Here is an 11653-nt window from a genome sequence, read left to right on the forward strand (position 1 = left end):
GCCGTCACTCGCCTGGCGCGGCGAGTTCAGAGGCGGCAGGGCAGCCGGAGAGCGTGGCGAGAATGACGGCGGCAAGGCCGAGAGCGCCACGGTGGCGGTGCAGAGCGCCGGCATCCAGACGACGCCCGCCGCGCGCGCGTCGAGCGCCGGGTCGGCCGGGAAATCGCAACCCCCAGCGCTCGGCGACGGGCTCGGCCGCGTCGTCGGGCCGTGCGTCGTCGAGCTGTTCCCAGTCGCGCACGTAGCGCGGGTTGCGCCTGAGGAACTCCCAGGCGAGATCGCGCGCCGAGGCGCTCTCCAGATCTGCGTAGGCGGCGGCCGACCGCCAGTCTCGCGACGGCATGGCAAGGCTCCGGCATAGGGCGGAGCACACGCTCCGCGCGCAGCATGCGGAGAGATGCGACCATTCGGCGAGTTGTGGAGGCGCTCGCCGGGCAACCCGTGTTGCCACCGGCGCAACGCTGGTCAGTTTGTGGGGCCTCGCTGCAGCAGGTCGCGATAGCCGGCCTCGGTCATCCAAAGGGCGCGGGCAAGGTGGCTGTCGTGGATGCGCTTGGCACGGTCAGGGTCGCGGTCCGGGTCCAGGCCGAGAACGATGCGGGCAACTTCGCGCCAATCGGCGTGCTCGGCCGCGGCATCAAGCAGCCGGAGATAGGTCACTTTCTGGGCAAGATCATAGTCGGTGACAGTTGGCGCGTCGGGTGGCCTGTCGAGAATCTTCCCGGTGTCCATGCAGGCCCTCCGCTCATCGACGACTCGGTGCACACACAGCCTCAGCGTCATTGATTGGTGCGCCATGCGCCATCCCTGACGCGCAACTCAATGGCAAACGCCGATACACACTATAGGTGATAAACTCAAAGTATGTAGCGCGCCAACCGTGCCTGCATGGACATGCGGCGGTTGGTTGGGAGGAATGTGCGTCGCATCCGGCTCGAAGTGGGCCTGACGCAGGAAGCGTTCGCCGAAAAGTCGGGCTTCAGCCAGCAATACCTGAGCAGCCTGGAACGCGGCCGCCGCAACCCTACCATTGTCACCCTTTTCGAGTTGGCGACCGCCCTGGGCGTCAGTCACGTCGCGCTTGTCGCGCCGGACGACGAGACCGCCGCCGCCGCTCCGCTTCGCCGCGGGGGTCGCTCAGGCACGACGCGCAACCGCCCGTAGATGCGCGACACACAGGCCTTTTGCTTGACGCATCGGCGTTTCAGGAATAGGTATTCGTGAAACGCCGATGCGCGAGGTGTCTCTTGGCCGCCCAGATACTCCCCTTTCCGAAGCCTTCCCCGGCCCCCTCGTCGCCGATCGCAACCTATCTCTGGGTCGGCGAGGCCCATCGGAAGCTCGCGGATCTTCATGCGGCAGGTCATTTGCCGGCCCGCCGCCTGGTCGTGGAAGCCTCCCGCCTGCGCAATCAGCGAGAACTCACTGCGGCAGTCCGGGACGCCGGCGGCGAGATCGTCCTGGATACCGAGGCGGCAGAGCTCGCAAGCGTCGGCCGGCACGCCGGGCGGGTTCGCGGTGCACCATGGGCCTTGCCCGAAGGCGCCGGGCCGCTCGGCCCCGATCATTTCCGGGCCGACGCGAAGACCGACGTCATCGGCCAGATCGCGCGGTTGGCGGTGTCGTCAGGCGTCACCGCTGTCTTGTCGCCGGCGCATCACCTGGGCGATCCGGCATTCCACGATTGGTTCTCCGTGGATCGCGACGCCTGCCCAGCCTTGCGGAGAGCGCTCGATCGTGAGGGCGGCCAGGGCATTGCGATCGACTATCCATTGATCGTTCCGAACGCGATGCTGAACGACCAGAATCACCGCGGATTGCTGGTCGCGGCGCTGGCCGCGCTTCCCATCGATTACGTCTGGCTGCGCGTCGTGGGTTTGGGCGCCGATGCCGGTCCCCTGCAATTGAGCCGCTACCTCTCGGCCGTGGCGGGGCTGCACAACCTCGGCAAGCCCGTGATCGCCGATCATCTCGGCGGGCTGCCAGGCCAGGCCGCAGTCGCGTTCGGCGGGGTCTCCGGCATCGCGCAAGGCATCGGCGAGCGCGAGCGCTTCGATACGGGCGACTGGCACAAACCAGCCAAGCCGCGACCCGACGACGCGAAGTTCGGCCGCGCTGTCCGGCTGTCGATACCCGGCCTCAACCGCACGCTGACGCGCAGCGAGCTCGACGTTCTCGCCAGCGCGAAGAATGGCCGCCGCATCTGCGGATGCGCTGATCGCGCGTGCTGCAAGCACGGGTACGACAGCATGGTCACCGATCCGCGGGGCCATGCGGCGCGGCAGTTCTTCAACAGCATCGCGAAGCTGGAGGCCGTGCCGGACCTTCGCCGCGAGACGTATTTTCTCAGCCACGACGGTCCCATGGCGAAGGCCGACAGGACAGCGCGCGAGATCAAGGCGCTGCGGCCGGACGCTGCCGAAGCGGCGCGCCACAACGTCGATCCGGAAGCCTTGATGAAGCGGCTCGCGGACCATAGCCGGACGACCGAGAAGATTCGCACGACCCTCGAGACCATCCACGAGACCCGTGGCAACGATGTGCCTCGTGCGCGCGTGGCCGCGCTTCGGAGTGGAGGAGCACCCAAGTCCGCAAAGGGGCAGCCGTGAGCGGCAAATCGGGCGCAATGCCCCGCTACATCGACGATCTGAACGAGTTCGGCGGCCTGTCGGGCACCGACATCGCCAATATCGCCGATGTCTCCAAGGCCACCGTCTCGCGCTGGAAGTCGGGCACGGTCAAGCCGCAGCCGGACACGCAGCTGGTGCTGTCGGACCTGCACTTCATCGTCCAGCGTCTCACCGAGTACTACAGCGCGGACGAAATCCGCACCTGGCTCTATGCGCGTCATCCGCAGCTTGATGGCCAGCGGGCCATCGACCTGATCAACCAGAACCGGTCCGAGGAGATCCTGCGTATCCTCGATCGGCTGGACTCGGACGTGTATCTCTGACGCATGGCCGCGGCCCGCTCCCCTCGCGACAACCACCTGCTCGACGCCGTCGAGGCCCTGCCGCGGGAGGCCTGGAGCGGCCCGGTGTGGCGCGTCGTGCGCGAAGGGCGCGACCCGACGCAGTGCAGCGCGGTGGGCGGCCGCTGGGATGATCGCAGCTTCGAGGTTCTCTACACCTCGACGCACGAGGATGGCGCGCGGGCGGAGATGTTCTTCCATCTCAGCCGCGGCCAGCCCGTTATGCCGTCCCAGGCGCGCTATGGCCTGCACGAGCTTCGCGTCACGCTCGACGCCTGCGTGCGCATCGCATCCCTCGACGTGCTCGCGGGCCTTGGCCTCAAGACCGGCGCGTTCGGTCAGCTGTCCTACAGCGAACGGCAGCTCGAATATCCGCGCACGCAGGAGATCGCGGAGGCCGCGCATTTCCACGGCCGCGACGGCCTGTTCGTGCCCAGCGCGCGCTCCGCCCATCCCAACCTGGTGGTGTTCTGCGGCGTTGCCGGACCGGAGGCGGTCGAGGTCGTGCGCGACCACGGCATCGTCGACTGGACGGCCTAGCGCAACGCGCAGCGCAACGGCTGAACGGCGCGCCGCTGGCGCGTCAGGGATCGCTCCCGCCCAAAAGATCGCCCTGCGCCGCCACGCGTCGGCGGCCGCGCCGTGCGGCGGGCGCCTTCGTCGTGTCCGCCGCAACCGCGGCATGGAGCGCCGAGGCCGGCAGCGTGGGGCCGTTGCAGATGCGCTCCAGCAGGTCGGCCTGCGCGGTCTCCAGCGCGACCAGGCCGCCGAGCACGTTCAGCACGTTGAGCAATTCGGTTGTGTACTCCGGCAGCCAGCCGGGCGGCTGGATGTCACCGAGTGGCGAGGGCTTGCGGCGGTCGCCGATGATTGGGCGCGAACGGTCGCGGCCGCGGTAGCTGAACCACTGCGTCAACACCTGCTTGCCAGAGACCTCATAGGCCCAGACCGCCGGAGAGACGTTGTCCACATGGCCCTGGCCGACATGCAGCCGGCGGGTGGCCGCGTCGTGGCGGATCGTGTCCGGCATCGCAGCGGGGTCGGTCGGGATGGCGCCGTCTTCCGGGATGGTCGGGCGTTCCGCGGCGGGCAGGCGCGGCGCGCCGGCGGGGCGGCCCTCGGACGCATCGACGAAGCGCTCACCGAAGGTGTGTAGCCAGATGATGCGGCGGCCGAGGCGTGCGGCCTCGGCAAAAAGAGCGGCGTCGGTGGTGAGCGGGATGCGCAGACCAGGCTGTACGAGATCGGTCGCGAAGCGGGTGGCATAGGCAGGGTGCGCGGCCACGGCGGCGATATAGGCGAGGAGATCGGGAGCGGAGACTGAAGTGCCAAGCGCGGAGGAGAACGCGGCCATCACTGCGGCAGGAATGTTCGGCGTCGCCGCGGCGCTGTCGGACCATAACGGAAAGGCGCGACCGCCACGACCATTGTAGTGATGCAGGTCGGGAACGACCGAACAGAAGGTCACCGCTGGTCCACCGCTTGGCGCCCGATCATGTGGCGCAGTGAGATAAACCTGCATCTCTGAAGCCGCACTCCAAAGCTCGGGACGGTAGTCATTTATCACGCGAGCATCGGGGATGATCCACTGTCGGTCGAAGCTCCTAAAGCCATACTGAATTGGCGAGACCGGGCCGCATTTGCTAGCCGCGACGCTCATCGAGGGCGTTCGATGACGTCCGAGGTGTTCGTGAACGATCCTATTAATGTGGCGACCCGCGAGCTTCCCCTCGCGAAGCTGCGGGAAGAACAGCATTTCTTTTCGGTCTGGGTCGCGCTCTGCAATCAAGCGGTTCCAGCGTTCCTGTAGAGACCAGCCATCAGGGGCGATCACCCAGGTTCGCCCCGACATGATGCCCGGGCCGTTGTAGGTGAACAGTTCATGCAACGTTGGATACGTGGCCCATCCTCCGATTGCCGCAGGCAAAAAGGCCGCGCGCTCCTCCTGTGGGCACTCGATCCAGTCGTCACCATCGAGGGTCAGCTCCGCCAAAGCCTCAAACTTCTGCTCCCGCCGCCCAACCGGCAGCGCGCGATACCGCACGCGGGCCGGCTTGCTTGCATCCGCCTTGCCCGTGCGCGCCACCAGCACGATGCACACGGGTTGCTGAACGCCCTGGAAAATGCGTGAGGCGACGGCCGGCTGGTGCCCCTCCGGCGAGCAGTCCACCACCCAGATTTCATCCGCCGTGCGACGCAGATCGGCGCGCATCGCCTGGAAGCCCGGCCCGTTCAGAAATCCTGCCACGGTGATGAAGCACACGATCCCTCGCCGGTCTGCCCGCGCCTGCGGCGCGGCCGCGGCATCGCCAAACACCTTCCACGTCGCCCAGCGCCAGAAATAGACATAGAGGTTGCGCAGATGCCTCGAGTGCACGCCGACCTTCCATTCGGGCGGTGGCATCCACCTCGAAAGCGGCGCGGGCTCCCTCGCGTTATCGCTGCCGGCCTCGACCCATCCGCCGCGTCCCCTCGCGCTCTCCTTGTAGGGCGGATTGCCGATCACGACGGTGATCGGCTCGGCGCGCTTCACCTTGTTCGCCTCCCGCCGGGATTCGGCGAGGGGCCTAAGGATCTGCGGGATGTACTCCTCATCGGCATAGGGATTGCCGAGGGTGTCGGTGACATAGAGGCGCAGATGCACGTCGGCGGGCACCGTGCCCTTCACCTTGAGCAGGTCGGCGACCTCCGCCAGCAGGCGCAGCTGCGCGACGGCGAAGGGGCCGAACTGCAACTCGAAGCCGATGATGCGCTTCAGCGCGGCGCGGATAACGCCGGGCACCGTGCCGGCGCCGTCGGCGCGCGCGGTTTCCGCGATGCGCCGTAGCACGCCCAGCAGGTAGGTGCCCGTGCCGACGGCCGGGTCCGCCAGCGTGACCTCGTTGGAGGCGAGGCCTTCCGGCTGTCCGAAGCGCGCCGGGTCCCGCAGCACGTCATCCACCAGGCGCACCATCGCGGTGACCACCTCGGGCGGCGTGTAGTAGGACCCGGTGAGCTTGCGCAGGTCGTTGTCGTAGGCCTCCAGGAAGTGCTCGTAGAAATACAGCCAGGCCTCGGGGTCGCCCTTGCCGATGGCAGCCCAATCCACGGCATCGAGCACGCGCGTGAGGGTGCCGAGCGACGTCTTCAACGCTTCCTGCCCATCGACATCGTCGGTCAGCACGCGGAAGGCGCCACCGATCACCGTGTTGGTCTTGGCCAGAGCCTTCGCGACGCGGTCCAGGCCATCGGCGAGCACGATGCCCTGTGCGCGCGCCATCAGCAGTCCGAAGGTGACGGCCTGCGCGTAGCCGTCGGCGAAGTCTTCGTCACTGGCTTCGGGGAACAGCAGCCGGCGCCAATCCTCGGCGAGGCCGCTCAGCGCCGGGACCTTCTGGTCGAGTTGTTCGGTGACCTCGTCGCGCAGCAGGCGGCACAGGCCGGCGCTGAGCGCGGCGAGCGCGCGCGCGTTGGTCGGCGGGATCGGCTCCCACCGCAGGAAGTCGCCGAACAGGCGGGTTAGCGCATCCGGCGCCGTGAGCGCGGCACCGGCGGTTTCCACGTCGCCGGACAGCCGGACGATCTCGCCCTGGAGGGCGCCATCACGCCACAGCGAGAAGGCATTGCCGTCGGTGTAGATGAGGTTCGGCAGGGATTTTGAGCTTGGTCCACTGGTCGCGGTCGTGCTCGTCCTTGAAGCGGCGCGGGTCGGCGCCCTTGCCGGGCGCCTTGACCTCGATGAAGCCGACGAGGGCATTGCTGGCGCGGACGGCGTAGTCCGGTCGGGTCTTCAGGGAGGACAGCGTGGTTTCGCCGATCGCGACCACATCGCCGGCTTTGAACAGCAGGATGGCGGCGAGGTCGGCGATCAGCGTCTCGAGCGGCGCGCGGAGCTGGTCCTCCGGTGCGCCGACCGCTGCCTTGCCGGAAAGCTTTGCCTTGAGCGATGCGCCGAAGCGCGACACCGCGGCGGAGAGAGAATCAGCCATGGGTCGGTGCGAATCCGCTTCGGTGATCGTGTTCAACCAAAGGTTACGAAGCCGATCGCTGCGACGCCAGTCCGCCGTGCCGACGAGGCGTGGTCTCGCGCTGAACCTGTGAGGCTGGCGCCCCGCCCTCGCGGGCGGGGCGCCGTTGGCCGTTCACTCCCTGCTGCGGTTGCCGTTGGGGCGGGACCAGATCAGCTCGAACTCGCCGCCCTCCATCTCGAAGAGGTTCGCCAGGATCGGCGCCGGCAGAGAGGGGTCGTCGAGCTTCACCGAGAGGTAGTCGCGGCCCTCGTTCGAGGTCTTCTTCCACGCCGCTCCGATCTCGGCGCGGCCGGCGAAGATGCGGAAGTCGGGGGCCTTGTCGCTGCTCTTCTCGGCCGGCCGGACCTGGACCTTGGCATCGAGGGTGAGCGTCGAGACCGTGCCGGTGAAGCCGTCGCCGGTGCGGGTGAAAGTGCCGATGGTCGCCATGACTGTCTCCTGTCTGTCGATCGGGCCGCGCCCATCGCGGCCTCGATGGCGATCGTCCGGCCGGGGGCGGGCGCCGACGCACCCACTTGCGGGCCGCAGCGCAGCGGAGGACGGGGCTGGGAGACTTTCTTGCCTCGCGAGGAATGCGCGGCACGCGCAGGGGAAGAAAGTCGCACCGGCGCCGTTGCGGCCGAGGCGCCCGCGGCGTCAGCCGTCCCTCGGCTAGATCAGGCCATCCGAGGCAGCGTGGCAGCGCGACACCGGACGGACCACGGAGACAGCAGACGACTGTCGTCGCGCCCGGCACAAGCGCGATTGACCAGGCATCGCGGTCACGGCGCCCTCGGCGTGCAAAAGGGAGGATCCGGCCGGAACGGGGAAGGCGAAACGCCGGCCCTGTTGCGCATCATCCCGGCTGTACGGGTCGCGGCGCGGATGTTCCCGGCGAGGGCCGCCCTGTTTCGGTTCAGCCGCGCGATCCCGATGACGGCGCGGGCAGGCGTGCCGTGGAGGGGGATGGCAGGCGAGGCTGATCTGGTCCCACCCCTTCGGTGAACTCGGCGTCAGGACGGCCAACGGTGGCCTGCCTCGGCTGGGCGCCGGCGCCCGCGAACGCAGCCAGCTGCACTGCCGCTGAGACACCGACCACGAGGCCGCCGATCGCCGCGAACAGGTGTCTCCAGACTTCCGACGGCACGAGCAGCGCCGAGATCCCGAGCACCGCGTGGTAACCGGCCACGGCCGCCGGTGCCGCGAACAGCAGCGCGATCACGGCCCGCAGGGTAAGCGAGCGCACGGAGGCGAAGACCAGCTGCGCGGCGAAAAGCGCGACCACGCCCGTGACGAGGCCGATCAGCACGGCGCCGATCACGCCCGCGCCCGTCTCGAAGGCCCACATGCCGACCGTCAGCCCGACGAAGAACGGCACGGCGTAGATGGCGAGCGTGAACAGCAGCACGAGCGCCGTGCCGAGGCCGAACAGGCTGACGACAATGCCGAGCGTCATGCGACCTTCCCCGGTCGAGGCGTGATGATGCGCTGCGATTGTAGCGGATCGCGGGCGCGCAGCGGTTCGCCTTTGCGCGAGCGCATCGTCGTGCGGGCGGCGCTAGCCGCCGCCCGCGCGGAAGTCGAAGAGCGGGATGCCGAGGCGCTTCGCCTTGTCGGCCAGGTTGTCGGTGACACCCGAGCCGGGGAAGACGATGACGCCGATCGGCAGAGTCTCGAGCAGCGCGTCGTTGCGCTTGAAGGGGGCGGCCTTCGCGTGGCGGTGCCAGTCCGGCTTGAAGACGATCTGCGGCACCTTGCGCTGGTCGGCCCAGCAGGCGGCGATGCGCTCGGCGCCCTTCGGCGTGCCGCCATGCAGCAGCACCATCTCGGGGTGCTTCGCATGCACGCGGTCGAGAGCGGCCCAGATGCGATGGTGGTCGTTGCATTCGACGCCGCCGGCGAAGGCGATGCGCACGCCCGGGGGCAGCAGCGGCTCGGTCTCGGCGCGGCGCCTGGCGGCGAGGAAGTCGCGGCTGTCGATCATCGCCGCGGTCATCGTGCGGCGGCTGACCATCGATCCCGCGCGCGGGCGCCAGGCGGAGCCGGTGTGGTGCTCAAAGTGCTCGGCCGCAGCGTCGCGGAGGAATTCGAAGGAATTGCGGCGCTCGATGAGCGTGAGGCCTTGGGCGAGGAGGCGCTCCAGCTCGACGGAGCGGACCTCGGAGCCGTCCTGCTCGCGCTGGGAGCGCTGCTGCGCGCCCTCGTTGGTGTCGAGCTCGCGGCCGATGCGGTCGATGCCGCGATGGAAGAGGTTGACCAGCGACCAGAGCAGATCGGCCAGGTCGGGCTCGAGCCGCGTCTCGCCGATGCTCGTGACGAGTGCGTCGAAGATGTCGGCGACGGCGCCGGAGAGGCGGTCGGGATCGGGCAGCGGCCGGGGGTCGGGCTCGTCGGCGAAGGGACGGTAACCGTGGAGCTGGAGTTCATCGAGCAGGTGCGCGGTGGCGGAGGCGGCGCGGGTGGGTTCGGCGTCGTCGAAGCGATCGGTCATGGCCGGGTCCTCGCTGTCACGGGCCGCGCCCATCGCGGCCTTCGTGGCGATCACCCGGCCGGGGACGGGACGGACCGGCACCCGCAGGCGAAGCCGGAGGGCCGAAGCGCAGCGGAGGACGCCGGCGCGCGGCTTTCTTGCCTCGCGAGGAAGCGGCCCGTCAGGGCCGCGGGGAAGAAAGTTGCGCGACGGCGTTGCGGGGATGGCCCGGTTCCGGCCCGATCGCCGGCGAGAAGGTCGTGGGCGCGGTGATGCGCGAGAGACTGCCGACGGACGGCCAGCAAGTCGAGCACGTCCCACTGCTTCAGCGTCCAAGCAATGCCGCTACTAAATGATAAGTTCTGGCCGAAAGCGGACAGGCCGCTCTCGATGGCACGGAGTGGAAAAGCGGACATACGCTGGGCGGCAATATGCTCTCGACCGCATTGGTGGTACGATCGTTTGCCTTTTCCAAGCCGCCGGCACGTTGGACCCTATAGGTCCTTCCGCTCTTGAGAATCTTCGTGGTTTGAAAGGATGACAGCGGATAGTGGGGATTGGGATGATCACCGAAGTCGATTGCGGGCGCACAGTGTCGACCTCGGCTCGGGTTTATGGGGTTCGCATCGGAGGAGGGCTAGTGACAGCGGTCAGCTTGGTAGAGTCAGCTCCACATTGGCGCATTTCGAGTAGGCGCTGATGCCCATTCCAGCATTCACAATCGATGGCGTATTGCCACCCTACGTTGGGCCACATGGCCCCGGTGGCGCAGCCGAGGACATGTCACCCTACGTGACGATCGCTCTTGAGGTCGTCACAACGTTGGCTTCCTCACTTGAGCGTCGGGACATCCTGCGTGGTTGGCTGAACCACCGAGCCAGCTTGCGCGCGATCGGTTTCGCGCGCGGGTTCCAATGGCTCGACGGCAGTTTCGTCGAAGACAAGCAACCACGCGATCTTGACGTCGTGAGCTTTCTTTACCGGCCACACGGTATTCGAGACCCGCAGCAGCTGTTGATGCTTATTCGAGCAAATGGCGCTCTCTTCGTGCGGAATATTGTGAAAGCGCAGTACCGACTTGACGCTTTCCCCGTTGATCTCGACGGCTCACCCGAGGCTCTCGTCAGCTCGGCACGCTATTTCCTCGGCCTCTTCTCTCATCGTCGCGGAGACGACCTGTGGAAGGGGATGCTTCAAGTTCGAATGGAAGATGTCGCTGATGACGCCGCAGCCCTGTCGAGGCTTGGCGCTGCACCGGCAGCAGCCGTAGGAGGACAGCCATGACGCGACTAAAAAAGCTGGAACGCGACTTCGCGACAGCAGATATCGCGGCGGTCAACGGTCTGCTTGCGCAGCTCGGCGACGAGGACGTGATGACGCGCTTCGGCCTTGAAGCGCGTTTGGACGAGCTGAAGCGCGACCTTGCGGCGCTCGATGATAACGTGGACGAGCCAACGGCGGCCGCTGCCCTCTTCTTTGGCGGGCAGCCGGTGCTGGGCTCGCGTGGTATCGAAAGCGAGTTTGGCGGGGCGGCAGTGACAAGATTTCAAGACCTGGTCGCTAAGGTCCTAGCGCATGAAAATGGTGGGCTCGGCCAGCGCGGCGTCGTTCCATATCGCGGCGCTTCAACGCTTCACATCACCAATATCGTCCGAGGCTCTTTCGGATTCCTCTTCGAAGAGATGCAGCCTCAGCATCAGATGGTCGATACCTCGCTGAAAGCTGCGATCGACGAGACCGCGCGCTTACTCGGCGCTTTTGGCGAACCCGATGAAGAAGCTTTTCGCACGGCCGTCGAGGAGATTGACGATCGGGTGCTCGGCACGGCGCGCGAGTTCTTCGGCCTAATGCGCCAGCGTGGCGCGACGCTGCGCGTAGTCGCTGGCGATCGCGACAACAGCTTCGGAGCCGAAGCAGTCGCCAGGGCAGCAGATCGCGCATCCTCGACAGTGTTGCAGGACGACGAGGAGTTGATTGCTGGCCAACTGGCAGGAGTCCTGCCCGACGCACATCAATTCGAATTCCGCGCCGGCGCGGATCGCGGGACGTTGAGGGGCAGGATCGATCGCGCCTTGACCGCCGACCAGCTCGGTCGCTTCAATCGCGACTTCGTGAATGTCGACGGGAAGGGCCGCTTTCACGTCAAGCGGGTATTACGCGACGAAGTCGTCGTGCGCGAAACCTATACGCTCCTCGGACTGGAGCCGTCGGATCGGGCTTAAG

13 protein-coding genes are annotated in these 11653 nt (G+C 67.4%); 6 read left to right on the forward strand and 7 right to left on the reverse strand.

Features of this window, described 5'->3' with window-relative positions; all coding sequences use genetic code 11:
- Positions 1-4: 4 nt before the first annotated feature.
- Together QWZ14_RS04865 and QWZ14_RS04870 are read right to left on the reverse strand one after the other, a co-directional pair.
- Entirely contained in the window at positions 5-343 is a 339-nt protein-coding gene (locus QWZ14_RS04865; protein WP_290315439.1) for a transcriptional regulator domain-containing protein, read from the reverse strand.
- A gap of 122 nt (positions 344-465) precedes the next feature.
- Positions 466-732, reverse strand: coding sequence for a DNA -binding domain-containing protein (locus QWZ14_RS04870; RefSeq protein ID WP_290315440.1), 267 nt, complete (start codon positions 730-732; stop codon positions 466-468).
- Positions 733-918: 186 nt separating this feature from the next.
- On the opposite strand from QWZ14_RS04870, the gene QWZ14_RS04875 reads away from it, so the two are divergent.
- From QWZ14_RS04875 to QWZ14_RS04890, 4 genes are all read left to right on the forward strand, one after another.
- Positions 919-1164 carry a helix-turn-helix domain-containing protein gene (locus QWZ14_RS04875; RefSeq protein WP_290315441.1) on the forward strand — a complete coding sequence of 82 codons (246 nt, stop codon included), beginning with the start codon at positions 919-921 and terminating at the stop codon, positions 1162-1164.
- Between the two features lie 83 nt (positions 1165-1247).
- Positions 1248-2609: a hypothetical protein gene (locus QWZ14_RS04880; protein WP_290315442.1), complete on the forward strand. Its 1362-nt coding sequence runs from the start codon at positions 1248-1250 to the stop codon at positions 2607-2609.
- The gene (locus QWZ14_RS04885) at positions 2606-2953 is read left to right on the forward strand and encodes a hypothetical protein (RefSeq protein ID WP_230165376.1); all 348 of its coding nucleotides are present in this window, start codon (positions 2606-2608) and stop codon (positions 2951-2953) included. Before QWZ14_RS04880 ends, QWZ14_RS04885 begins: the two co-directional genes overlap by 4 nt.
- Positions 2954-2956: 3 nt before the next feature.
- Positions 2957-3511: an RES family NAD+ phosphorylase gene (locus tag QWZ14_RS04890; protein WP_290315443.1), complete on the forward strand. Its 555-nt coding sequence runs from the start codon at positions 2957-2959 to the stop codon at positions 3509-3511.
- A gap of 43 nt (positions 3512-3554) precedes the next feature.
- Here the strand turns inward: QWZ14_RS04890 and QWZ14_RS04895 are convergent, their stop codons facing one another.
- From QWZ14_RS04895 to QWZ14_RS04915, 5 genes are all read right to left on the reverse strand, one after another.
- Positions 3555-6512, reverse strand: a complete 2958-nt coding sequence (locus QWZ14_RS04895) for a type ISP restriction/modification enzyme (protein WP_290315444.1) — start codon at positions 6510-6512, stop codon at positions 3555-3557.
- A 40-nt stretch (positions 6513-6552) separates the two neighbouring features.
- On the reverse strand, positions 6553-6939 hold the full coding sequence (locus tag QWZ14_RS04900; protein WP_290315445.1) for a hypothetical protein: 387 nt from the start codon (positions 6937-6939) through the stop codon (positions 6553-6555).
- Between the two features lie 153 nt (positions 6940-7092).
- Positions 7093-7410: a DUF736 domain-containing protein gene (locus tag QWZ14_RS04905; protein ID WP_149536470.1), complete on the reverse strand. Its 318-nt coding sequence runs from the start codon at positions 7408-7410 to the stop codon at positions 7093-7095.
- Positions 7411-7876: 466 nt separating this feature from the next.
- Entirely contained in the window at positions 7877-8416 is a 540-nt protein-coding gene (locus QWZ14_RS04910; protein ID WP_290315446.1) for a hypothetical protein, read from the reverse strand.
- A 102-nt stretch (positions 8417-8518) separates the two neighbouring features.
- Positions 8519-9451, reverse strand: a complete 933-nt coding sequence (locus QWZ14_RS04915) for a DUF2493 domain-containing protein (RefSeq protein ID WP_290315447.1) — start codon at positions 9449-9451, stop codon at positions 8519-8521.
- Between the two features lie 678 nt (positions 9452-10129).
- Between QWZ14_RS04915 and QWZ14_RS04920 the strand changes: the two genes are divergently transcribed.
- A complete protein-coding gene (locus tag QWZ14_RS04920) occupies positions 10130-10714 on the forward strand; it encodes a DUF6932 family protein (RefSeq protein ID WP_377752830.1) in 585 nt (194 codons plus the stop codon).
- Entirely contained in the window at positions 10711-11652 is a 942-nt protein-coding gene (locus QWZ14_RS04925; protein ID WP_290315449.1) for a hypothetical protein, read from the forward strand. Before QWZ14_RS04920 ends, QWZ14_RS04925 begins: the two co-directional genes overlap by 4 nt.
- Position 11653 lies beyond the last annotated feature (1 nt).

Origin of the sequence: Paeniroseomonas aquatica, from assembly GCF_030409335.1 — a bacterium.
Lineage (GTDB): Bacteria > Pseudomonadota > Alphaproteobacteria > Acetobacterales > Acetobacteraceae > Belnapia > Belnapia aquatica.